The organism is Nocardioides acrostichi (assembly GCF_015319165.1).
Taxonomy (GTDB): Bacteria; Actinomycetota; Actinomycetes; order Propionibacteriales; family Nocardioidaceae; genus Nocardioides; species Nocardioides acrostichi.
Genome location: NZ_JADIVZ010000008.1, coordinates 39,075 through 61,107 on the forward strand (window position 1 = coordinate 39,075; position 22,033 = coordinate 61,107).

Here is a 22,033-nt window from a genome sequence, read left to right on the forward strand (position 1 = left end):
GCGGTAGGGGGTGCTCGGCCATCGTACGGTGGCCCGGCGACACCTCAGCCGTCGACGCCGAAGGCCTCCTGGCGCAGCCGGGCCAGGCGCTCGTCGCTGCCCGTGGGCGGGCGCCCCTGGGCCGTGGCGCGGATCTGGTCGAGCCGGGCCCGGAGGTAGGCGACGTAGGCGTCGCGCTCGCGCGCGAGCTGACGGTGCACCGACCACACAGCGACGTGTTCGCAGAGGCCCAGGGCCCCGGTGAGGCGCGGCTCGACCTTCACCGCCTCTTGGGCCAGAATCGCGTCGAGCCCGGCCCGGCTACGCTCGCTGGTCTCGAAGGCGTACGCCGGACGCAGGTACTCCTGCATGGCGCCCATCACGGCGTCGGCGCGCAGCATCGCCGCCCGCGCGTCGGTGCCACACCGATCGAGTGCCACCTGCTCGGTGGAGCGCGCCCGCTGGTCGACCAGGCCGGCGGTCAACGCTGCCAGCAGCAGCCCGACCAGCACGAGCAGGCTCCACGCGGGCGGACGCCGACGGCGAGGCGGGGTGGCGGGCTCCGCGGAGCGCCCCGACTGCGGCAGCTCGCCGAGGTCGAGCGGCTCCTCGTCGAGCCCACGGTGCGGGTCGCCCACGTGGGGCAGGGTACGCGCGGCTCCTGAGAGGACGCCGGCCCTCAGCCGAGGCCCCGGAACGACAGTGCGTGCCAGCGCGGACCGACAGGCGTGATCTCGATGCGGCGGGGGTCCAGACCCGCCACCGCGTGCGGGTCGCCGGCGGCGCCGGTGTCACGCACCACGCGCACCTCCAGTCGCGACTCGGTGAGCCCCTCGGCGAGATCCTCGCCCCACTCGACCACGGTCACGGCGTCGTCGAGGGAGGTGTCGAGGTCGAGGTCGTCGAGCTCGGCCAGGCCGTCGAGGCGGTAGGCGTCGACGTGCACGAGGCTCGGCCCCCCCACCAAAGAGGGGTGGTTGCGGGCGATGACGAACGTGGGCGAGGTGACGTGGCCGCGCACGCCCAGGCCGGCTCCGATGCCTTGGGTCAGGGTGGTCTTGCCGGCGCCGAGGTCGCCGGTCAGTACGAGCAGGTCGCCCCTCGCGAGCTGTCCGGCCAGGGATCGGCCGATCGCCCTCATGGCCTCGGCGGTCGGCGCCTGGAACACAGCGGTGCGCAGTGGTCGGCGCATCTCGACCAGCGGCGAGCGACGCCGGATCTCACGGAAGCCCTGCCGATCCCAGAAGCGGATCGTCTTGGGCAACTCCTCGCGCGCGACCACGGTGAGGTCCTCCGTGCCGGTGCCCGAGGCCAGCACGGCGTCGACCGCGGCGTCGATGAGGGCGCCGGCGATGCCGCGCCCCTGGTGCCCCGGCATCACGCCGAAGCGCCGCAGATAGGTGGTGGCGCCGACCGGGTCGAGCACCAGCGTGCCCACGGGCTCCTCGCCGATGTGCGCCAGGAGACCGCCCGTGGCCGCGAGCTTCTCGCGGATGGTGTCCTCGGTCTCCTCCAGCGCCGCGGGCACGGGATCCATCGCCGGTCGGCCCGCGAAGGCCGCCTGGACGACGCGCAGCACCGCTGCGGCGTCGTCAGGGCCGGCGGGGCGCACGACCAGGGGCAGGTGCGCGTGATCCTCGGAGGCGGGCGCGCTCATCGTCGGCCCGCCTGCTCGGTGGCCGCGGCCAGCAGTTGGTCGAGCACGGCATTGACCTGGTCGTGCCGCTCGATCTGTGCCATGTGGCCGGTGCGTTCGAGCTCCAGCAAGGTGGCGCCCTCGATGCGGCTGGCCAGCTTGCGGCTGTGCCCGATCGAGGTGAGCCGGTCGCGGGTGCCGCACATGATCGCGGTCGGCACGCGGGCGAGCACGCCGACGTGGTCGAACTTGTCGAGGGAGTGCAGGCTCGGCAGGAACTGGGCGACGACCTCGAAGGGGGTGGCGCCGAGCATCTCGTCGACGAAGCGCACGTAGTCGCTGGGCACTTCGTCGCCGAAGGCGAACCGGTCGGTGGCGACCTCGGCGACCGCCCTGCCCATCTTGCGCACCGCGTCGACGCCCCTGTGGCCGCGGCTGAGACCCCGCGCACCGCGCACGACCAGGTTGCCCCCGATGCGCGCCGGCGCCAGCGGCATCAGGATGCGACCGACGTCGAGACCGCCGGCGGTGGTGGAGATCAGCGCGACGCCGACGATGCGCTCCCCGAAGAGCTCGGGGTGCTGCTCGGCCAACGCGGCGATGGTCATCCCGCCCATCGAGTGCCCCACGAGCACGACCGGCCCTTCGGGCGCCACCTGCTCGAGCACGCACAGCAGATCCTCGGCGAGCTGGTCGATGGTGGCGTGCTTGGCGTCGGAGCGGCCCGAGCGGCCGTGCGAGCGCTGATCGTAGAAGACCGTGCGCACCAGGCCGCGGTAGCCGGCGCGCTGGAAGTGCCAAGAGTCGAGCGTCAGGCAGTAGCCGTGCGCGAAGACCACCGTCAGAGGGGTCGCGCCCGGGGCGTCGGGCTCGTCGACCTCGACATGCAGCGGCACACCGTCGGAGCACACCACGGTGATCGGTCGGGAGCGCAGCGAGCCCAGGGGGATCTTGTCGCCGGCCTTGGGCCGGGCTGCGATCGCACGGCGGTGGATCGCGACATCGACCACGCCTCCCGCGGCCGCCAGTCCGGCCACGCCCAGGGCGGCACCCGCCGTGCGGAGCACCCGCTGTCGAACACTCATGACGACCTCGCTCCCTGATCGTGCCGATTCACGTGCCGACGGACGAACCGCCCCCCGATGCGGGTGACGATCTCGTAGCTGATGGTCTCGCACGCCTCCGCCCAGTCCTGCGCCGAGGGGTGGGGCGCGGCGCCGAACAGGGTCACGTCGGCACCCGCGGCCGTCGGGTCGCCCGGGCCCAGCTCGACGACGAACTGGTCCATGCACACCCGGCCCCGGACCGGACGACGCGCCCCGGCCACGCCGACCTCGGCCCGGTTCGACGCGTGGCGTGGCACTCCGTCGCCGTACCCCACCGGCACCAGTCCGAGGACCGTGCGGTGTGGAGCGAGCCAGGTGTGGCCATAGGAGACGCCCTCACCGGCGGCAACCTCCTTGACCAGCGCCAGCGTGGCCCGCGCGGTCATCACCGGTCGCAGGTCGAGCCGCGCGGTGCCGGGCTGGCCGGGGGCGGGGTCGAGGCCATAGCTGGCGATGCCGCAACGCACCAGGTCGAAGCGAGACGTCGGTCGCAGCAGTGCGGCGGCGGAGTTGGCCAGATGGCGCACGCGTGGGTGCAGCCCGGCGCTCTCGGCGGCGGCGACCGCGTCGCGGAAGCGTTGCTCCTGGACGTCGTTGGCTCGGTGGGCGGGCTCGTCCGAGGCGGCGAAGTGGCTCCAGAGGCCGGTGACCTCGACGCGGCCCTCGCGGGCGGCGTGCACGGCCGCGGCCAGGAGCGCGGGCCACTCGGCTCCGGTGGCCCCGCCCCGGGAGAGACCGGTGTCGACCTTGAGGTGCACCCGTGCCGGCTTGCCTGCGCGCGTGGCGGCGTCGGCGATCTCCGCCAGCTCGCCGGTGCTGGACGCCGAGAGGTCGACATCGGCGACGACGGCCGGCGCGCGGTCCTCCCCCGGCGTGGTCAGCCAGGCCAGGAGGGGGCCGGAATCGCCGGCGGCACGCAGGGTGGCGGCCTCGTCGAGCGTGGCCACGCCGAGCCAGTCCGCGCCCGCCTCGCGCGCGGCTCGGGCGACCTCGAGCATGCCGTGGCCGTAGCCGTCGGCCTTGACCACGGTCATCATCGCCACGCCCTCGCCCACCTCCGCACGCAGCAGGCGCACGTTGTGGCGCAGCGCGTCGAGGTCGACGACGAGCTCGGCGCGGGGCGGGGCGGACACCCCCCGAGTCTTTCACCGACCCACGTCGGGGAGGGTGCGGGTTCTCGACCCGGGCGCGTCACGGCGCGGCTCGGGGACCGCGAGGGGTCGCGAATCGTCGCTCCAGGAGTCGCGAATCGTCGTCGTGCGGCGGGTGCTCAGGTGAGGAGGTCGGCGACGACACGAGGGACGGCGGGGGCGACGTCGCCGGCCGTGATCGGGCCACCACCGGAGGCGAGCGTGGCGGCCGCCCCGTGCAACCACGACCCGACGCTGGCGGCGTCGAAGGCGTCGAGACCGGCTGCGAGAAGTGCCCCGATGACACCGCCGAGCACATCACCGGCCCCCGCCGTCGCGAGCCACGGGGTGCCGGTGGTGGTGACGCGCACCCGGCCGTCGGGGTGGGCGACGAGCGTGTGCCGACCCTTGAGCAACACCACGGCGCGGTAGCGCTCGGCCGCCGCGCGAGCGTGGCGCAGGGGTGCCGACTCGATCTCCGCGCGGGGCGCTCCCGTCATGGCGGAGAGCTCGCCCGCGTGGGGCGTGAGCACGAGGGGCGCGTGCTCGTGGTCGGTGGTCGTCAGGTGCGCGAGCGCGTCGGCGTCGACGAGGGTCGAGACGCCGTCGGTCAGCGCCGCGCGCAGATGGTCACCGGCCTCCTCGCCGCCACCCGACCCCACCACCCACGCCTGCACCCGGCCCTCCCCCACGACCTCGGGGTGTGCCTCGCGCACTCGGTCGGCCACAGCCTGGTCGCCGACGTAGCGGACCATCCCGGCCAGACCCGTGGCGGCCCCGGCAACCGAGAGCAGACCGGCCCCCGGGTAGCTGCTCGACCCGGCCCTGATGCCCACCACGCCGCGGGTGTACTTGTGGGCGTCCTGAGTCGGCCGTGGGATCAGCGCGGTCACGTCTGCCGGCTGGAGCGCCTCGATCGTGGCCGTGGGCAGGTCGGCCGCCAGGCCGATGTCGACCAGGTGCACGGACCCGCACGCGGCGGCGGCCGGGTCGACCAGGTGGGCCGGCTTGAGGGTGCCGAACGTGACGGTGAGGTCGGCGCGCACGTGACGGTCGGCGTCCTGCGCGGAGGAGCGCTGGGCCCCTTGCTGGGACGACGGCAGCTCGCCGGTGTCGACGTCGATCCCGCTGGGCGTGTCGACCGCCACGACCGGCACGCCGCGGAGCGCAGCCAACGCCTCGAGTGCGCTCGCCCTCAACCCCGGGCGACCACCGATGCCGACGATGCCGTCGACCACCACGTCGGGTCGTGGCCCGAGAAGTGTGCCCGCAGCCGCTTCTCGGCGCGCCGCCGGCCGCTCGACCCGTCCGCCCGCGGCTCGCAGCGCCGCCAGACCCTGCTCGTGCACGTGGTCGCCCAGCAGCCAGGCCTCGACGCCGGCTCCCCGGCGCGCGAGCACCGCGCCGGCGTACAGGGCGTCGCCGCCGTTGTCGCCCGAGCCGACCAGCAGCAGGACGCGCCGCCCGTAGGCGCCGCCCAGGAAGTCGGAGACCGCGAGCGCCAGCCCGTACGCCGCCCGCTGCATCAAGGCGCCGTCGGGTAGTCGCGCCATCAGCGCCGACTCCGCCGCGCGCACCTGCTCCACCGTGTGGGCTCGCCTCATGGGCTCACCGTAGAGGGCGGGCGGGATCACCGGAGGTCCGGTGAATCCGCCGGATCCCCCGGCAGGCGCACGGTCAGGACTCGAGCACGACCATGGCGGAGGCGATGCCGGCGTCGTGGGAGAGCGAGAGGTGCACGTGCGCCACTCCCAGCTCGGCTGCGCGGGCGGCGACGGTGCCGTGCACCTCGAAGCGTGGACGGCCCGACGACTCGGACACCACCTCGGCGTCGTGCCAGGCCATCCCCACCGGGGCGCCGAGCGCCTTGGCCAGGGCCTCCTTAGCGGCGAACCGGGCCGCCAGGGAGGCGAGCGGTCGACCAGCCTCGTCGGGAGTGAACAGCCGCCCGCGCAGGCCGGGCGTGCGGTCGAGCGAGACGCCGAACCGCTCGATGTCGCACACATCGATGCCGACCCCGATCACCGTCATGCCCGGAGCCTAGTGCGAGCACCACCCGAGGCGGCCCTCCCGAACCCCACCCCCAGCCAGCCGACCGAGAGCGGAGCCGACCGATTATTCGACCGTGACCGACTTCGCGAGGTTGCGAGGCTGGTCGACGTCGTGGCCGAGCGTGGTGGCGAGCTCGCAGGCGAACAGTTGGAGCGGCACGACGGCCACGAGCGGCTGGAGCAACACGGGCACGTGGGGCAGCCGGATGACGGTGTCGGCGTAGGCGTCGATGACGTCGTCGCCCTCCTCGGCCAGGCAGATGGTGCGGGCACCGCGGGCACGGACCTCCTGGATGCCGCTGATCATCTTGCCGTGCAGCTGATCGCGACCCCTCGGGGGCACGACGCACAGCACGGGGACGCCGTCGTCGACGAGCGCGATCGGGCCGTGCTTGAGCTCGCCCGCCGCGAATCCCTCGGCGTGCAGGTAGGCGAGCTCCTTGAGCTTGAGCGCCCCCTCGAGCGCCACCGGGTACCCGGCGTGGCGCCCGAGGAACAGCACCGACGGCGTACGCGCGTGAGCGCGGGCGAGTTCGTAGACCTGCTCGTGCCCGGCGAGCACGGCCTCGATGTGGCCGGGCATCGCCTCGAGTTGGCGCAGTACCTCGTCGATCTCGTCGCCGTACTTGGTGCCCTTGACCTGGGCGAGGTAGAGCCCCAGCAGGTAGCAGGCCACGAGCTGGGTGAGGAACCCCTTGGTCGAGGCGACGCCGATCTCGGGTCCGGCGTGGGTGTAGATGACCGCGTCGGACTCCCGCGGGATGGTCGACCCGTTGGTGTTGCAGATCGCGAGCACCTTCGAGCGCTGCTCGCGGGCGTGCCGGATCGCCTGGAGGGTGTCCGCGGTCTCCCCGGACTGGCTGATCGCGACGACGAGCGTCGTGTAGTCGAGGATCGGGTCGCGGTAGCGGAACTCGCTGGCCAGCTCGACCTCGCACGGGATCCGGCACCAGTGCTCGATGGCGTACTTGGCCACCAGCCCGGCGTAGAACGACGTGCCGCAGGCGATGACGATGACCTTGTCGATGTCGCGCAGCTCCTGGTCCGAGAGCCGCATCTCGTCGAGTCGGAGCGCGCCGCGCGAGGTGCGTCGTCCGATGAGGGAGTCGGCCACGGCGCGCGGCTGCTCGAAGATCTCCTTGCGCATGAACCAGTCGTGGCCGTCCTTCTCGGCCGCGGCGAGATCCCAGTCGACGTGGAAGCTGGTGCCCTGCACCGGGGTGCCGTCGAAGGTCGTGACGCTCACGGCGTCGCGAGTCAGGGTGACGACCTGGTCCTGCCCCAACTCCAGCGCCTCGCGCGTGTGCTCGATGAACGCCGCGACGTCGGAGCCCAGGAAGTTCTCGCCCTCGCCCAGCCCCACCACCAGGGGAGAGTTGCGCCGCGCCGCGACGACGACGTCGGGCCGCTCGGCGTCGACCGCCACGAGCGTGAACGCGCCGTCGAGCACCGAGCAGACCCGCTGCATCGCGGTGGTGAGATCCTCACCGGAGGCGACCTGGAGCTCCAAGAGGTGCGCCGCGATCTCGGTGTCGGTCTCGGAGGCGAACACGAGGTCGTCGGCCTCGATGCGCCGGCGCAGCTCGTCGACGTTCTCGATGATCCCGTTGTGGACGACGGCCACCCGGCCGCCGTAGCCCAGGTGCGGGTGCGCGTTGGCGTCGGTCGGGCCGCCGTGGGTGGCCCACCGGGTGTGCCCGATGCCCAGGGACGAGGCCGGCAGCGGGGAGTCGGCGATCTCCTTCTCGAGGTTCGCCAGCTTGCCGGCCTTCTTGCGCCAGGCGACCCGGCCGTCGTCGACCAGCGCGATGCCGGCGGAGTCGTAGCCGCGGTACTCCAGACGTCGCAGCCCCTCGATCACGACCTCTTGCGCGGGCCGGTGCCCGACGTATCCCACGATCCCGCACATAGGGGTCGATCGTAGTGCCCGACCCGCGCTGTTCCGGGGGTGGCGCCGCCGAGCGCGGCGATGATGGAAGAATCCCGCGCATGTCCTCGCACGGCCGGGGCCACCACGGCCACGACGATGCCCGCGAGGCGACCCCGTACATCGAGCTCGACCGAGCCGCCTGGGCGGCGCTCGCGGCCGAGACGGAGAGCCCCTTGAGCGCCGGCGAGGTACGCAGCCTGCGCGGCCTGGGCGACTCTCTCGACCTCGACGAGGTGCGCGAGGTCTACCTGCCGCTCTCGCGGCTGCTGTCGATGTACGTCGAGTCGGCGGGCCGGCTGCACCGCGAGCAGGAGCACTTCTTGCACCAGCGCACTCCGCCGCGCACGCCCTTCGTGATCGGCCTGGCGGGCTCGGTGGCCGTCGGCAAGTCGACCACGGCGCGCGTGCTCCAGCAGATGCTCGCCCACTGGCCCCAGCACCCCAACGTCGCACTCGTCACCACGGACGGGTTCCTCTACCCCAACGCCGAGCTCGAGCAGCGCGGCCTCCTCCAGCGCAAGGGCTTCCCCGAATCCTACGACCGCCGGGCACTGCTCAAGTTCGTCGTCGACATCAAGTCCGGCAAGGACGAGGTCGAGGCACCCACCTACTCCCACCTGGTCTACGACGTGGTGCCCGAGGAGCGGGTCGTCGTCAACCGGCCCGACATCGTGATCATCGAGGGCCTCAACGTGCTCCAGCCTGCCCGCACCCACGAGGACGGCCGCACCGGCCTGGCCGTCAGCGACTTCTTCGACTTCTCGGTGTACGTCGACGCCGACACCCGGCACATCCGGCAGTGGTACGTCGACCGGTTCCTCCGGCTGCGCGAGACCGCGTTCCGCGACCCGGGCTCCTACTTCGCCAAGTACGTCGACCTCGAGCACGGCGCGGCCATCACCGAGGCCGAGCGCATCTGGGACACCATCAACGGCCCCAACCTCACCGACAACGTCTCCCCCACCCGCTCGCGCGCCACCCTGGTACTGCGCAAGGACCGCGACCACTCGGTGCGGTACGTGCGACTTCGCAAGCTCTGACCACGAAGAGTGCCCAGACCGGGCACCATGGGCGCGTGCCCCTCCCCCCGGTGCGGCTGCGACGCCGCCTGCTCATGGTGACGTGCGTCGTGCTGTTCTGCGCTGCGCCCCTGCTCGGTTGCTCCGACGACACGGGCTCCGACGACGGGGGCTCCGGCGCCACGGACTCCGGAACCAGCGACGCGGCGGCACGCTCCGGCGCACCCCTCGAGGGCAACCCGTGGACGGGCGAGGAGCAGTACGTGCTGCCCTCACCCAGGCTCGATGCAGCCGCGCAACAGGCCTCCGCCGACGGCGACGCGCAGGCCTCCGACATCCTGCGACGGATCGCCGCCGTCCCCTCGGGCATCTGGTTGACCCCGGAGCGGTACCCCTCGGGCCAGGTCGGGCCGTTCGTCGCCTCGGTCGTCGCGGCGGCCGGCAACGAGGTTCCTCTCTTCGTGGTCTACGGCGTCCCCGACCGCGACTGCACGGGCGCCCAGTCGACGGGGGGCCTGACCGACGACACCTACCTGCCCTGGGTGAGCGAGATCGCGGGGGCGGCGGGCGACCACAGCGTCGTCGTGCTCGAACCCGACGCCCTCGCCTCGGCCGGATCCTGTGGGGGTGACCAGCGGCTACCACTCCTCGGCGAGGCCGTCGGCGTCCTGGCGGACGACGGGGTGGCGACCTACATCGATGCCGGCCACTCCTCGTGGATCGACTCCGCGACGATCGCCCAGCGGCTCGCCGAGGTGGGGGTCGAGCGCGTGCGTGGCTTCGCCACCAACGTGGCCAACTACCAGCCGATGTCGGCCGAGCTGGACTACGCCCGGGCGGTCGCGTCGCAGGTCGGCGGAACGCACTTCGTGATCGACACCGGCCGCGACGGCGACCCCGACGGCGCTGGCGATCCGGTCACCGAGTGGTGCAATCCGTCCGGACAGTCGCTGGGCCGGGCCCCAGGAGTGGTGGACGACCAGACCGGACTCGACGCCCTCCTCTGGGTCAAACCGCCGGCCGAGAGCGACGGCACCTGCAACGGAGGGCCCGCCGCGGGAGAGGTCTGGGTGGCACGCGCGGTGGAGCTGGGGCGTTCCGCAGGCTGGTGAAGCCTGGCCGAAAAGCGCCGAGGTGGGCCAATCTGCCCTAGGCTCGACGTCGTGCCTCCCCAGCCGTCCCAACGACTCGTGGCCGTCGTCGCCGAGGATGACCTCGATGTGCGCGACCTCATTCAACTCGTGCTCGAGCAGTCTGGGTTCCGCACCGTGATGGCCGAGGACGGTCCCGCCGCGATCGAAGCGGTGCGCGAGCACTCCCCCTTGCTGACCACGCTCGACGTCAACATGCCCGGCATCGACGGCTTCGCGGTGGCCAAGCGACTGCGCGAGTTCAGCAGCACCTACCTGATCATGATCACCGCGCTGGACCAGGAGGTCGACCTCATCCGCGGTTTCGAGGCGGGTGCGGACGACTATCTGGTCAAACCCTTCCGCCCACGCGAGCTGCGGGCCCGCGCCGACGCCATGCTGCGTCGCGTGCGGTACACCCAGCGCCCACCCGACACCTCGGGTGGGATGGTCGCCGCACCCCTCTCGCCGTCGTGGGCCGCCCAAGCGGCAGCGGAGTTCCGTCAGTCCATGGATCCTCCGGCCGAGCCCACCACCGACTCGCCCACGCGCGCCCACGCGCCCGCGCCTGCGCCCGCGCCTGCGCCCGCGCCGGCACCCTTGCCCGAGCCGGCAGCACCACCTGCTGCCGACCGACCCGTGCGGGCGCCGGCGCGCGAATCGGGCTCCGACGCCGTGCTGCGCCACGGACTGCTCGAGCTCGACACCTCCACGGGCCGGACGACGTTGAACGGACGCGGGATCGAACTGAGCCGCTCGGAGCTCGACGTGTTGACCGCCTTGATGCGCACGGGCAATCGGGTGCGCAGTCGTGCCGACCTGGTGCTGGCGCTGCGCGGAGAGCAGTACGTCACCTCGCACTTCGTCAACGAGGCCGAGAAGCGTGCGGTCGAGGCCCATGTGATGACCGTCAAGCGCAAGCTGGACGACGACACCACCGAGCCGCGCTACATCGAGGTCGTCAAGGGTGTCGGCTTCCGGATGGTCGCCGCCTGACTCGAGGCTGGATCACAGCCCGGATCGAAGCCTGGGTCCGGGCCCGGATCGGGGCCCGGATCAGTTGGCGTCGACGGGGATCGACGACACCTCGGTGGGCTTGTCGGACTCGAAGATCTGGATCGGTACGGTCTGCTTGATCACTCGGCGCACGTAGGCCGACCCGCCCACCTTCGCTTGAACGAACACGACCGCGGTGAAGGAGAGCTCCAGGCCCCGCGTCTTCAGCGAGGTCGGCGCGATCCGCTGGTTGCGCAGCTCGAAGGCACCCTTCGGGGAGCTGATGAGCATGCTCTGCCGCAAGGTCAGGGGCTCGGGGTCGAAGGTGACGTCCTTGGCCAGGGCCTCGAGGCGGTAGGGGTGCTGGGTCTTGCCTCCATCGACGGTGATGGTGTTCGAGGTGACCTTCATGGTCTGGAGGTAGACCTTGCGCTTGGTCGCGAACGGCGCGCGGATCTTCTGCGAGAGGTCGTAGGCCTGGAAGGTGAACGAGAAGTACTTGCTGCCTCGTGGGAACCACTCGTTGGTGCGCGGCGTCGACTTGGTCGGATAGAGGGTGTAGACGAAGTCGATGCCCTTGACGCCGTCGGCGGAGATGTGGGACTGGAAGGTGCCGTCGCGCGTGAACTGGGAGTCGACCAGGGGCTGGCTCGTGGCAGTCGAGGTGGACGACGGCGTCCCGCTCGCGTCGTCGGAGGCTCCGCTCCGGTCGAGCACGGAGCAACTGCTCAGACACGCGACCAGGGCCGCGACCACCAGGCCGCTGAGACCCGACATCGCACGTCGCCGCCCGCGGGGGCTCCTACCGATGAACTGATTCACGCCTTGAACCCCCGGTGACGCCGCATGATCTTCAGGGCCATCCAGGCCGTCTGGAGCACCGTGATGACCCCCAGGATCGGCCAGCCGACGGCGAGGATGTCCGAGCGCAGGGAGATCGGCACCTGCACCCAGATCGCGAACGCGGCGACGAGGAAGACCATCAGCACGACGTAGGGGTACAGCCATGCGACTCCCTTGCCGCGCTCCGCCTTGGCCTGGGCCGCCCAGTTGTCGGTCTGCTGGTGACTGAAGAACTTCAACCAGGCACGAGTGAAGTGACCCATGCGTAGCCACATGTACAGCTCGGCGGGAGCCAGCAGCAGCGCGAAGAGATAGTCACGACGGTGCGCGAACTCCATCGAGCGGGCGACCTTGAGGTTGAGCAGGATCGCCATCGCCGGCGGGGTGACCCACCACGCCTGGAACACGAGGGCGTGGATGGACAGCGACCCGACGAGCAGCAGCACGAACATCAGACGCGTCACGATGTTGATGACCATGGAGCAGTGCTCGAACCACCGCAGCCGCAGGTTGGGGTGGAGCGGCTGCCCCCGCGTGTCACCGCGCTGCCCCGGCCACATCAGGTCGATCGCGCCGAAGTTCCACTTCACCTGCTGCGCGTCGAGGCTGCGCAGGGTCGTCATGCCACCGACGTGGGCGCGCGCCGAGGCGCTGATCTTGGTCAGGTAGCCGGCGCTCTTGATCTGGAGCGAGAGCAGGGAGTCCTCGACCTCGCTGTCGCTCACCCACGGGGTCGTTTGGTGGGTCTCGCGCAGCACATCGCGCAGCGCCTTGGTGGAGAAGATCGAGAACTGTCCCCCCAGGACAGCCATGTTGCGACCCTTGAGCAGGTTCTGCATGTTGAACGCCGAGAACTGCGCTCGCTGACCGGCGATCAGCCACTTGGCCACCACGTTGTCGAGGGCGCTGTCGTCGATCGAGTAGATCGCCGAGATACCGCCGATGCGGGCGTCGCTGCTGATCTCGGCGACCAGAGCCTCGACCGCGTCGGGCTCGGGCGTGGTGTCGCCGTCGACGCCGAGCAGGTAGTCCATGTGCTCGACCAGGTGATACCCGTAGTTCAGGGCGCCGACCTTCTTGTCGGGGTTCTTGCCGATGTCGTGCACGTAGATGGTCGTGCGCTGTTCGCCGACCGCGGTCATGCGGACGTGGGGACCTGCGTAGTGACTCGCGATCTCGACCGAGTCGTCGGTGGTGTTGTTGACGATCACGTGGATCTCGTCGGGCAGCCGGGTCTGCATGAGCAGCGAGTCGAGCACGCCGGCGATCGTCTCGCCCTCGTTGTAGGCCGGGATCACGCATCCCACCGACGCGCGCTGCTCGGGGATCGCGGCGACCTGTTCGAGGTACTCCGCGGCGTACGCGGAGAGCTCGCGGTCGGGTACGCGCACGTACGGCGACTCGGTGTCGGTCATCGGCGGGCCTCCTGGGCGGCTGGGTCCTCGGGGACACAGTTGGGGTCGTCCTGCGTGGCTTTGCGTCGGAGGGCGACGTCACCGAGTGCCGTCTCCTGGCCCGTGACGATCGAGAAGGCAGCGGACGTCGTGGTGGTGAACTCGCAGCGATTGGGCGAGGTACCGAGGTAGTCGCTGTACGGGCCGGGGCCGTAGCGGACGGTCAGGCCGTCCTGGGTGACCAGCTGGCCCTCGAAGAGGAAGGTGCCGTCGTCGCTCGATGTCGTGGTGGCGAGCACCGCTCCGGAGGCGTCGAGCAGCGAGACACTCGCGCCGGAGAGCGCGCTGCTCGGTGACTCCTGGTCGACGACGCGACCGCTCACCCAGGCACCGCGTTCGCTCAGACGGACGCTGCCGAACGCCGCGCGTCCCGGCTTGACCTTGCCGGAGACGCTGCGGGTGGCGCCGAAGTAGTTGCCGATGCCGGGAACCACGATGCGGTACTTGCCCGGGTAGAGGCCGCGGAACGTCACGGAGCCCTGCCGGGCCTTGGCGGTCCAGAACTGACCGGTGGTGCGGCTGACAGCGGTCAGGTAGGCGTTCGACCCCTGCCAGGCCGTGTCCCCCAGGTAGATGTCGACCAGCAGCGAGCCCGCCCGCGTGGTCAGGGTCGGCTTGATCGAGCGGTACTGGCCGACCCGCAACCGCTTGATGTAGATGCTCTTGCCGACGAAGCGGTGCCGCTTGTCGTAGGTGAAGATCGAGTAGGTGCCGGCGGGCAGGCCGCCCAAGGCGAACTGGCCCCGTTTGTTGGCTGTCGTCGACCACGACCGCTCGTCCTTGTTGGCGGCCACCACCTTGGCGCCGCGCGCGAGCTTGCCCCCCGCTCTCGCGACACCGCCGATGGCACCCCCCGGGCGCATGCGCACCGAGGCGACCGTCGTGGTGCCCGCCGTCACCTGCACCCGCTTGTCGGTCGGGGCGTAGCGGCTGACGTCGTAGCTGGGACGCTGGTCGGTGAACTGGAGGCGGTAACGACCCTCGGGCAGGTTCAGCGAGTACGCCCCACCGGTGAACGAGCGGCTACCGAGTTGCTGCCAGTCGAGGGTGAACCAGGCGACCTTCACCTTGGGTGTTCCCTGACCCTTGGCGCCGAGGATCTCGCCGCGGACCCGGCCGGTGGTGGCGGTCGCGGCGGACGTCGTGACGGTGGTGGCGACTCCGGCCGCCTTCGCCGAAGCCTCTGCGGGCGCCGGTGCGGACGCCAGGAGCGACAGCACGAGGGCAGCGGCCAGCGCCAGACCGACGCTTCGCAGGCGGCTGATGGGGGGTGGGAGCAGTGTCATCACGGGGTTCCTGTCCCGAGAGGACCGACAGGGGGGCAGCACATAGTCAATCGTGTTCTGCGACTCCGTGTGCGGAATCAGCAGATCCCGTAGGGCGACGCAGATCTCACTCAAGAATTGCGCAGGGTGGGCGTCCCGCGCAGGTCGGCCTGCACCGAGGTGCCCCCTCGAGCCACGGCGGAGGCCCGCGCCCCGTCGAGCAGGAGGTCGGCCGCCGCGTCGCCGAGTGCGCCGTCGACGCCCACGTCGCGCACCAAGACGATCGTCGCCACCCCCCGCGAGGTGCGGGCCGAGAGCACACTGACCGCTACCCGCGGCGGCTGGCAGGGCCCGTTGCGCCGGTTGCGCAGCACCAGGTCAGTACGCATCCGGCCCTCGCCGGCGTCGACCCGGTGCACCCGCGGCCGACCACCCACACCGATCGCGAGGCCGGTCCGCCATCGCCGCAGCGCGGCCCGGTGCGCGGCCAGAAGACGCTGATCGCTCACCTCGGCCAACCCGACGAACCCTCGCGAGGAGTCCGGAACCTCGGGGCACACTCCCGGCTCGAGCACGGCGGCGCCGGTGACGACCGCCAGCGGCTGCCCGCGTCGTCCGGGGTAGAACAGACGCGTGCCGGGGTCGGTCGCCTCGAAGGACGCCGGCAGTGGCACGTCGAGGCCGCCGAGGTGCAACACGGGTGCCGAGGGCGGCGCCGGTTCGGACGGTGCCCGCAGCGCCATCGCGATGCCCGACCCGGCCGTCAGCGCGAGGCACAGTGCGACCACGCACCACAGCGCGCGGGTGCGCACCTGGCCGGGGGCGCGTGGCGGCCGGGCGACGTGGCTGGGAGTCGGACGGGTCATGCCCCAGGTCTACGTCAGATCCGAGGATCCTGCCGACGGCTGTCCACAGGCCTCCCACAGTGCTCCCACGGGCCTCCAGGGCGCGACCTAGGTGACGTCGCGGGCGAACGTGGTGCGCCAGCCGAGGACCACGAGCACGACGCCGTAGCCGAGCAGGACCAGCGCCCCGCCCCAGGCCGGGAGCAGGTCGACGGCGCCGGTGCCCACGGAGGAGTAGAGGCTCGACCCGACCACGGCGTCGGCGGCAGCGCCGGGGAGGTACGAGGCGACCGGCGCGAGCGACGAGACCGCGCTCAGGCCGACGCGTGCGATGGGCTCGACCAGCTGCGTGAAGGCCAGGAGCACGACGATGGCGGCGACCTGGTTGGTGACCACGGACCCGAACGCCGCGCCCAGCACCGCCCAGAGGCCGGAGACGAGGATGCCCATCACCAGCACCCGGATCACCTCGCCGTCCCCGAGGTAGGCCCCGTCGCCCGCCGTCGCGAGCGGGATCGCACCGCCGATCAGCAGACCGATCACCCCCAGCACCCCGTAGCACACCCCGACCGGGAACGACACGGCCAGTTTGGCGCTCAGCAAGCGTCCGCGCACGGGCTCGGCGAGCAGCGACTGGGTGAGGGTCCGGTGCCGCATCTCGGTCGTGACCGTGAGGGTGCCGATGACCAGCGGGAACACGTACCCGATGGCGTTGACGGTGCCGTAGACCGACAGCGCCGCCGCCTTCCCGGTGAGCGGCTGGACGCCGGTCGCATCCGAGCCGGAGACCATCGAGAAGGCCAGCACCGCGCCGATGAAGGCGAGGTAGCCGACCATGCCGATCGCCAGCACCCACCACATCGCCGTGCTGGTGAGCTTGCGCTTCTCGGCGATCAGCGCCTCGCGCCACCTCATGCCGCCCCCTCGCCCACGGTGGGATCGGCGGCGTGCCCGGTGAGCCTGAAGAACACGTCTTCGAGGTCGGTGCCCCGGGTCGCGAGCTGGTGCAGCTCGAGACCGACGGCGAAGCACGCGGCACCCACCTCCGCGGCGGACGCCCCCACGACGTCCGCGCCGACCCCGGGCGTGCCGCCGCGGCCGGCGACGGGGTGCGTGCTCCACCCCCGGTCGGCGGCCAGGCGTGCGAACGCCTCCGCGTCGGGAGCGACCACGCGGGTGACCTGGTCGGCCAGCTCGGCAAGACCAGAGAGCGAGGAGGCGTGCACCAGCTGCCCGGCCTTGATGATGACCACGTCGTCGACCGTGTGCTGCACCTCGCCGAGCACGTGGCTGGAGACCAGCACGGTGCGCCCCTGCTCGGCGAGGTGGCGCAGGAACTGCCTCAGCCACACGATGCCCTCGGGGTCGAGCCCGTTGACGGGTTCGTCGAGCACCAGGGCCGGCGGATCGGCCAGCAGCGCGGTGGCCAGGCCGAGTCGTTGCCGCATGCCGAGGGAGTAGCCGCCGACCTTGCGCCCCGCTGCCTCGCTCATGCCCACCATCCCCAGCACCTCGCGGGCGCGGGCGCGGTCGGCGCCGACCTGGGCGGCGTACACCTCGAGGTGGCCGAGCCCGGTGCGGCCGGGGTGGAAGCCCGTGGCCTCGAGCGCGGCGCCGACCAGCGCACCCGGCACCGGATGCTCGGCGTAGGGCCGGTCACCCACCAGGGCGCGGCCCTCGGTGGGTCGGACCAGCCCCAGCAGCATGCGCAGGGTCGTGGTCTTGCCCGAGCCGTTGGGCCCCAGGAAGCCGGTGACCCGGCCGGGCTCCACGCGGAAGGAGAGATCGTGCACCGCGCGCACGGAGCCGAAGGACTTGCCGAGGCCCTCGATCACGAAGGGCGGTGCCGCCGCCATGCACCCAGCCTAGTGGCCGATCAGGCGAGGGCGAGCCGAGCGCGGACGACGTCGGCGAGGCGGTCGGCGATCGCCTGCGCCTCGTCCTGCGTGGCCGCCTCGACCATGACGCGCACCAGCGGCTCGGTGCCCGAGGGTCGCAGCAGCACCCGGCCGTTGTCGCCCAGACGAGCCTCCTCGGCACTGACCGCGCCGAGCAGCTCGGGGTCGTCGGTGCGGGTCTTGTCGACCCCGGGCACGTTGACGAGCACCTGCGGCAGCCGCTTGACGCGCGAGGCGAGTCCGCGCAGCGAGCGCCCGCTGCGCTTCATCTCCGCCATCACGTGGAGAGCCGTGAGCAGGCCGTCGCCGGTGGTGGCGTGCCGACTGAGGATCACGTGACCGGACTGCTCACCGCCGATGGAGTAGCCGCCGGCATGCATCGCCTCGAGCACGTAGCGGTCGCCGACGGCGGTCTGGGCGAGCGTGATGCCGGCCTCGCGCATGGCGTGGTGCAGGCCGAGGTTGCTCATGACCGTGACGACGAGGGTGTCGTCGACGAGCCGACCCGTCTCGTGCAGACCCACGGCGAGCAGGGCGAGGATCTGGTCGCCGTCGACGACCTGGCCGGTGTGGTCGACCGCGAGGCAGCGGTCGGCGTCGCCGTCGACGGCGAAACCGGCGTCGGCTCCGTGCTCGAGCACCGCTTGACGCAACGGAGCGAGGTGGGTGGAACCGCAGCCGTCGTTGATGTTGAGACCGTCGGGGCGGTCGCCGATGGCGATCACCTTCGCCCCCGCGGCGGCCAGCGCCGCCGGACCTGCCTCGTGGGCCGCGCCGTGGGCGCAGTCGAGCACCACGGTGAGTCCGTCGAGGGGCTCACCCAAGGTGCCGAGCAGGTGCTCGACGTAGTCGGTGAGCGTGCTGGCGTAGGGCGTGACCCGGCCGACGTCACCGCCGGTGGGGCGGGCCACCGCAGCCTCCATCGCGGCCTCGATGCGCTGCTCGAGGGCGTCGTCGAGCTTGCGGCCGCCGCGCCCCAGCAGCTTGATGCCGTTGTCGGGCATCGGGTTGTGCGAGGCGCTGATGACGACGCCGAGATCGGCGTCGAGATGGTCGGTCAGGTAGGCCACGCCCGGCGTCGGCACCACGCGCAGGCGCAGCACGTCGACACCGGCCGAGGCCAGCCCGGCCACCACGGCGTGCTCGAGGAACTGTCCCGAGATCCTGGTGTCGCGACCGACGACGGCCAGTGGACGGCGTCCGTCGGTCGCATCGACCAGGACCGACGCCGCGGCCTCGCCCAGGCGCAGCGCGAGGTCCGCGGTCAGGTCGCCGTTGGCGAGACCGCGGACCCCGTCGGTGCCGAAAAGACGTCCCATCAGTCAGAGTCTCCCGCGGTGTGTGACGGAGTGCCTGGCAGGGCGGAGGAGGGAAGGCGGCCCGCCCATCCTGATCGATGAGGGGGCCGCCGACCGACGACAACGCCGCCGGGTGCCTGTCACACGGCGCAGGATCAGCGCTTGGAGAACTGAGGTGCCTTGCGGGCCTTCTTCAGACCGGCCTTCTTGCGCTCGATGACGCGGGCGTCACGCGTGAGCAGCCCGGCCTTCTTCAGCGACGGGCGGTTGGCCTCGAGGTCGACCGCGTTGAGCGCGCGGGCCACGCCCAGGCGCAGCGCGCCGGCCTGACCGGTGATGCCGCCGCCGTGCACGCGGGCGATGACGTCGAAGCGGCCCTCGAGCTGGGTGGTCACGAAGGGCTCGTTGACGACCTGCTGGTGCAGCTTGTTCGGGAAGTAGGAGTCGAGCGAGCGACCGTTGACGGTCCACTCGCCGGTGCCCGGAACGATCCGCACGCGGGCGACGGCCTCCTTGCGGCGGCCGGTGCCGGCCGAGGGCGCGATGGTGGCCGGGCGGTCGGACGTCGCGGCGCTGGGCGCGGACTCCGAGCTGTAGGCGACGCCCTGCTCGTCGGTGGTGTAGGTCTCCTCGGCCTCGGTGGCCTCGGTGGTGGCGTTGGTCTCAGCCATGGGTCTGCCTCAAATCCTCGTCGTCGATTACTGGGAGATCTGGCTGATCTCGAACGGCACGGCCTGCTGGGCCGAGTGCGGGTGGTCGGGGCCGGAGTACACCTTGAGCTTCTTGATGATCTGGCGACCGAGCTTGTTCTTGGGGAGCATGCCCCAGACCGCGTTCTCGACGACCTTGCGGGCGTCCTTCTCGAGGAGGTCGCCGACCGGGGTGGCGGTGAGGCCGCCCGGGAAGCCGGAGTGGCGGTAGGACATCTTCTTGGTGTGCTTGCTGCCGCTCAGGGCGATCTTCGACGCGTTGACGACGATCACGAAGTCGCCGGTGTCGGCGTGCGGGGCGTACTGCGGCTTGTGCTTGCCACGCAGCAGGGTCGCGGCCTGGACGGCGAGCCGACCGAGGACGACGTCCTCGGCGTCGATCACGTGCCACTGGCGCGTGATGTCACCGGGCTTGGGGCTGTAGGTGCGCACGGCTGTCCTACTCTCTGGGTTCGTGGGTCCGAGCCGGGGGCTCCCGGTTCGGCTGGTGCAGCTGCGGCCTCTGACGAACACGGCCCGGATCGCACCGGCCCACCGCCTGATCGACGGTGCGGCTCACGTCCGGATCAGCACCTCGCTCGAGGACGAGCGCGGCGCGGCAGGGGTCGCGACAGATGAGACTACGGCGCGCCGCGGCGTCCGGCCAAAACGCGGCGCTCGTTCCCTCACCCGAGACGGGCGGTTCCGGGCCCGAGGGGTCCGGACTAGCATCGAGGACGTGACCGAATCTCTGACAGTCCGTGACAACCGCACCGGACAGGAGTACGACGTCCCGATCTCCGAAGGCGCCATCAAGGCCAAGGACATCGGGGCCATCAAGGCCGACGACGACAGCCCCGGGCTCGCCATCTACGACCCCGGCTTCGTCAACACCGCCTCCTGCCGCAGTGCCGTGACCTTCATCGACGGCGAGAAGGGCATCTTGGAGTACCGCGGGTACCCCATCGAGCAGCTCGCCGAGTCCTCGACCTTCCTCGAGGTGGCCTACCTGCTCATCAACGGGGCCCTCCCGAGCAAGGCCGAGTACGAGCAGTGGGTGCACGACATCACCTACCACACGTTCGTCCACGAGAACGTGAAGTCGTTCATGGAGGGCTTCCGCTACGACGCGCACCCGATGGGGATGCTGATGGCGTCGGTGGGGGCCCTCTCGACGTTCTACCCTGAGGCCGGCGTGATCGGCGACGCCGACAACCGGATGATCCAGATCATCCGGATGATCGCGAAGATGCCGACGCTGGGGGCCTGGTCGTTCCGCAACGCGCAGGGCAAGCCGTTCGTCTACCCCGACAACGAGCTCTCCTACACCGCCAACTTCCTCTCCATGCTGTTCAAGATGAGCGAGAGCAGGTACGAGGCCGACGAGCGGCTGGTGAAGGCGCTCGACACGCTGTTCATCCTGCACGCCGACCACGAGCAGAACTGCTCGGCCAACGCGGTGCGCTCGGTCGGCTCCAGCCAGGTCGACCCGTACTCCGCCGTCGCCGCCGGCATCGGCGCCCTCTACGGGCCGCTGCACGGCGGCGCCAACGAGGCCGTGCTGCGCATGTTGCGGCGGATCGGCTCGAAGTCGGAGATCCCCGCCTTCATCGAGGGCGTCAAGAACGGCAACGAGAAGCTGATGGGCTTCGGTCACCGGGTCTACAAGAACTACGACCCGCGCGCGAAGATCATCAAGAAGGCCTGCGACGACGTCTTCGACGTCACCGGGGTCAACCCGCTCCTCGAGATCGCCCAGGAGCTGGAGAAGATCGCGCTCGAGGACGACTACTTCGTCTCCCGCAAGCTCTACCCGAACGTCGACTTCTACTCGGGCCTGATCTACGAGGCCTTCCAGTTCCCGCCGGAGATGTTCACCGTGCTGTTCGCCATCGGCCGCACCCCCGGCTGGCTGGCGCAGTGGCTGGAGCTGACCCAGGACAAGGAGCAGAAGATCGCTCGCCCCAAGCAGATCTACACCGGCGACCGCGGCCTGGACTTCACCCCGCGCGATCAGCGTTGGGCCTGACTCACTCGCGGTGGTTGAGCCGTGAGGCCGGCCACGGCCGAGCGTGTCGAAACCGAGTGAGATGAGAGGCGACAGCACCCGGAGCGCGACCCCCGACACCTCGGTGTCGGGGGTCGTGTGGGATCTGGGCAACGTCATCGTCGACTGGCAACCCCGCTTCGCCGTGGCCGCGGGCGTGGGCGAGGCGGAGGCCGCCCGCTTCCTCGCCGCCGACGACCTCGACTTCCGCGCCTACAACCACGGGCCGGACTCCGGTCAGAGCTGGGACGACGCGGAGGCGGCGCTGGCCATCAGCCACCCGCACTGGCTCGAGCACGCGCGGGCCTACCGGCGCCACTTCGAGGAGTCGTTGCGAGGCGAGGTACCCGGGACCGGTGCGCTGCTGCGCGAACTCGACACGGCCGGTGTGCCGCAGTGGGGTCTGACCAACTGGTCCGACGAGCTCTACCACCGCTACGCGCCGCGGGCGTACCCGGTCCTGGCGCTGCTGCGCGAGGTCGTCGTCTCCGGCACGGAGGGCGTCGCCAAGCCCGACCGCGCGGCCTACGACCTCACGGTGGCGCGCACCGGTCGGCCCGCGTCGTCCCTGGTGTTCGTCGACGACCGCGCCGACAACGTCGAGGCCGCACGAGACGCCGGGCTGCACGGCGTCGTGTTCACCGACGCCGCAACCCTGCGGCTCGAGCTGCGAGGGCTCGGCCTGCCGGTGTGAGTCGCACGGTGGTTGAGCCGGCC

Annotated in this window: 21 protein-coding genes; 5 read left to right on the plus strand and 16 right to left on the minus strand. The window is 71.5% G+C overall.

Features of this window, described 5'->3' with window-relative positions:
- Positions 1-44: 44 nt before the first annotated feature.
- The 7 genes from ISG29_RS14535 to glmS all read right to left on the minus strand — a co-directional run bounded on the left by ISG29_RS14535 (position 45) and on the right by glmS (position 7,811).
- Positions 45-617, minus strand: a complete 573-nt coding sequence (locus ISG29_RS14535; RefSeq protein ID WP_194504176.1) for a hypothetical protein — start codon at positions 615-617, stop codon at positions 45-47.
- 41 nt (positions 618-658) lie between these two features.
- Positions 659-1,636: a tRNA (adenosine(37)-N6)-threonylcarbamoyltransferase complex ATPase subunit type 1 TsaE gene (gene tsaE, locus ISG29_RS21725; protein ID WP_194504177.1), complete on the minus strand. Its 978-nt coding sequence runs from the start codon at positions 1,634-1,636 to the stop codon at positions 659-661.
- Positions 1,633-2,700, minus strand: coding sequence for an alpha/beta fold hydrolase (locus tag ISG29_RS14545; RefSeq protein ID WP_194504178.1), 1,068 nt, complete (start codon positions 2,698-2,700; stop codon positions 1,633-1,635). Before ISG29_RS14545 ends, tsaE begins: the two co-directional genes overlap by 4 nt.
- Entirely contained in the window at positions 2,697-3,854 is a 1,158-nt protein-coding gene (gene alr / locus ISG29_RS14550) for an alanine racemase (RefSeq protein ID WP_194504179.1), read from the minus strand. The genes ISG29_RS14545 and alr overlap by 4 nt, the downstream gene beginning before the upstream one ends.
- Positions 3,855-3,991: 137 nt before the next feature.
- Positions 3,992-5,455, minus strand: coding sequence for an NAD(P)H-hydrate dehydratase (locus ISG29_RS14555; RefSeq protein ID WP_194504180.1), 1,464 nt, complete (start codon positions 5,453-5,455; stop codon positions 3,992-3,994).
- A 73-nt stretch (positions 5,456-5,528) separates the two neighbouring features.
- Complete coding sequence (locus ISG29_RS14560; protein ID WP_194504181.1) at positions 5,529-5,882, minus strand: holo-ACP synthase; 354 nt, start codon at positions 5,880-5,882, stop codon at positions 5,529-5,531.
- A gap of 84 nt (positions 5,883-5,966) precedes the next feature.
- The gene (gene glmS / locus ISG29_RS14565; protein ID WP_194504182.1) at positions 5,967-7,811 is read right to left on the minus strand and encodes a glutamine--fructose-6-phosphate transaminase (isomerizing); all 1,845 of its coding nucleotides are present in this window, start codon (positions 7,809-7,811) and stop codon (positions 5,967-5,969) included.
- Between the two features lie 80 nt (positions 7,812-7,891).
- Here glmS and coaA point away from each other — a divergent pair, with 80 nt between their 5' ends.
- Genes coaA through ISG29_RS21010 form a run of 3 tightly spaced genes read left to right on the plus strand, consistent with a single transcriptional unit; the run spans position 7,892 to position 10,977 of the window.
- Positions 7,892-8,872: a type I pantothenate kinase gene (coaA, locus tag ISG29_RS14570; RefSeq protein WP_194504183.1), complete on the plus strand. Its 981-nt coding sequence runs from the start codon at positions 7,892-7,894 to the stop codon at positions 8,870-8,872.
- A gap of 35 nt (positions 8,873-8,907) precedes the next feature.
- Positions 8,908-9,963 carry a glycoside hydrolase family 6 protein gene (locus tag ISG29_RS14575; protein WP_194504184.1) on the plus strand — a complete coding sequence of 352 codons (1,056 nt, stop codon included), beginning with the start codon at positions 8,908-8,910 and terminating at the stop codon, positions 9,961-9,963.
- Between the two features lie 51 nt (positions 9,964-10,014).
- On the plus strand, positions 10,015-10,977 hold the full coding sequence (locus ISG29_RS21010) for a response regulator transcription factor (protein WP_194504185.1): 963 nt from the start codon (positions 10,015-10,017) through the stop codon (positions 10,975-10,977).
- 60 nt (positions 10,978-11,037) lie between these two features.
- Here the strand turns inward: ISG29_RS21010 and ISG29_RS14585 are convergent, their stop codons facing one another.
- The 9 genes from ISG29_RS14585 to rplM all read right to left on the minus strand — a co-directional run bounded on the left by ISG29_RS14585 (position 11,038) and on the right by rplM (position 19,722).
- On the minus strand, positions 11,038-11,754 hold the full coding sequence (locus ISG29_RS14585; RefSeq protein WP_194504186.1) for a hypothetical protein: 717 nt from the start codon (positions 11,752-11,754) through the stop codon (positions 11,038-11,040).
- A 41-nt stretch (positions 11,755-11,795) separates the two neighbouring features.
- A complete protein-coding gene (locus tag ISG29_RS14590; RefSeq protein WP_194504187.1) occupies positions 11,796-13,235 on the minus strand; it encodes a glycosyltransferase family 2 protein in 1,440 nt (479 codons plus the stop codon).
- Entirely contained in the window at positions 13,232-14,560 is a 1,329-nt protein-coding gene (locus ISG29_RS14595; protein ID WP_194504188.1) for a carboxypeptidase-like regulatory domain-containing protein, read from the minus strand. The genes ISG29_RS14590 and ISG29_RS14595 overlap by 4 nt, the downstream gene beginning before the upstream one ends.
- Positions 14,561-14,670: 110 nt before the next feature.
- Positions 14,671-15,405: a hypothetical protein gene (locus tag ISG29_RS14600; RefSeq protein WP_194504189.1), complete on the minus strand. Its 735-nt coding sequence runs from the start codon at positions 15,403-15,405 to the stop codon at positions 14,671-14,673.
- Between the two features lie 87 nt (positions 15,406-15,492).
- The gene (locus tag ISG29_RS14605; protein ID WP_194504190.1) at positions 15,493-16,299 is read right to left on the minus strand and encodes an ABC transporter permease; all 807 of its coding nucleotides are present in this window, start codon (positions 16,297-16,299) and stop codon (positions 15,493-15,495) included.
- Complete coding sequence (locus ISG29_RS14610) at positions 16,296-17,240, minus strand: ATP-binding cassette domain-containing protein (RefSeq protein WP_194504191.1); 945 nt, start codon at positions 17,238-17,240, stop codon at positions 16,296-16,298. Before ISG29_RS14610 ends, ISG29_RS14605 begins: the two co-directional genes overlap by 4 nt.
- A gap of 20 nt (positions 17,241-17,260) precedes the next feature.
- Positions 17,261-18,601 carry a phosphoglucosamine mutase gene (gene glmM, locus ISG29_RS14615; RefSeq protein ID WP_194504192.1) on the minus strand — a complete coding sequence of 447 codons (1,341 nt, stop codon included), beginning with the start codon at positions 18,599-18,601 and terminating at the stop codon, positions 17,261-17,263.
- Positions 18,602-18,735: 134 nt separating this feature from the next.
- Positions 18,736-19,251: a 30S ribosomal protein S9 gene (gene rpsI / locus ISG29_RS14620; RefSeq protein ID WP_194504193.1), complete on the minus strand. Its 516-nt coding sequence runs from the start codon at positions 19,249-19,251 to the stop codon at positions 18,736-18,738.
- A gap of 27 nt (positions 19,252-19,278) precedes the next feature.
- Positions 19,279-19,722 carry a 50S ribosomal protein L13 gene (rplM, locus tag ISG29_RS14625; protein WP_194504194.1) on the minus strand — a complete coding sequence of 148 codons (444 nt, stop codon included), beginning with the start codon at positions 19,720-19,722 and terminating at the stop codon, positions 19,279-19,281.
- A gap of 286 nt (positions 19,723-20,008) precedes the next feature.
- Between rplM and ISG29_RS14630 the strand changes: the two genes are divergently transcribed.
- Both ISG29_RS14630 and ISG29_RS14635 read left to right on the plus strand, forming a co-directional pair.
- Positions 20,009-21,298 (plus strand): citrate synthase, encoded by a 1,290-nt coding sequence (locus ISG29_RS14630; RefSeq protein ID WP_194504195.1) that lies wholly within the window; start codon positions 20,009-20,011, stop codon positions 21,296-21,298.
- 61 nt (positions 21,299-21,359) lie between these two features.
- Positions 21,360-22,010 (plus strand): HAD-IA family hydrolase, encoded by a 651-nt coding sequence (locus ISG29_RS14635; protein WP_194504196.1) that lies wholly within the window; start codon positions 21,360-21,362, stop codon positions 22,008-22,010.
- The last annotated feature ends 23 nt before the right edge of the window (positions 22,011-22,033 follow it).

What these genes read in the sequence shown, in the direction of transcription:
- ISG29_RS14555 (WP_194504180.1), bottom strand. Translation starts at nt 5,455, where the DNA reads ATGAGGCGAGCCCACACGGTGGAGCAGGTGCGCGCGGCGGAGTCGGCG.
- rpsI (WP_194504193.1), bottom strand. Translation starts at nt 19,251, where the DNA reads ATGGCTGAGACCAACGCCACCACCGAGGCCACCGAGGCCGAGGAGACC.
- ISG29_RS14600 (WP_194504189.1), bottom strand. Translation starts at nt 15,405, where the DNA reads ATGACCCGTCCGACTCCCAGCCACGTCGCCCGGCCGCCACGCGCCCCC.
- ISG29_RS14605 (WP_194504190.1), bottom strand. Translation starts at nt 16,299, where the DNA reads ATGAGGTGGCGCGAGGCGCTGATCGCCGAGAAGCGCAAGCTCACCAGC.
- ISG29_RS14610 (WP_194504191.1), bottom strand. Translation starts at nt 17,240, where the DNA reads ATGGCGGCGGCACCGCCCTTCGTGATCGAGGGCCTCGGCAAGTCCTTC.
- ISG29_RS14585 (WP_194504186.1), bottom strand. Translation starts at nt 11,754, where the DNA reads ATGTCGGGTCTCAGCGGCCTGGTGGTCGCGGCCCTGGTCGCGTGTCTG.
- glmM (WP_194504192.1), bottom strand. Translation starts at nt 18,601, where the DNA reads ATGGGACGTCTTTTCGGCACCGACGGGGTCCGCGGTCTCGCCAACGGC.
- glmS (WP_194504182.1), bottom strand. Translation starts at nt 7,811, where the DNA reads ATGTGCGGGATCGTGGGATACGTCGGGCACCGGCCCGCGCAAGAGGTC.
- ISG29_RS14635 (WP_194504196.1), top strand. Translation starts at nt 21,360, where the DNA reads ATGAGAGGCGACAGCACCCGGAGCGCGACCCCCGACACCTCGGTGTCG.
- coaA (WP_194504183.1), top strand. Translation starts at nt 7,892, where the DNA reads ATGTCCTCGCACGGCCGGGGCCACCACGGCCACGACGATGCCCGCGAG.
- ISG29_RS14560 (WP_194504181.1), bottom strand. Translation starts at nt 5,882, where the DNA reads ATGACGGTGATCGGGGTCGGCATCGATGTGTGCGACATCGAGCGGTTC.
- ISG29_RS14590 (WP_194504187.1), bottom strand. Translation starts at nt 13,235, where the DNA reads ATGACCGACACCGAGTCGCCGTACGTGCGCGTACCCGACCGCGAGCTC.
- tsaE (WP_194504177.1), bottom strand. Translation starts at nt 1,636, where the DNA reads ATGAGCGCGCCCGCCTCCGAGGATCACGCGCACCTGCCCCTGGTCGTG.
- ISG29_RS14545 (WP_194504178.1), bottom strand. Translation starts at nt 2,700, where the DNA reads ATGAGTGTTCGACAGCGGGTGCTCCGCACGGCGGGTGCCGCCCTGGGC.
- ISG29_RS14595 (WP_194504188.1), bottom strand. Translation starts at nt 14,560, where the DNA reads ATGACACTGCTCCCACCCCCCATCAGCCGCCTGCGAAGCGTCGGTCTG.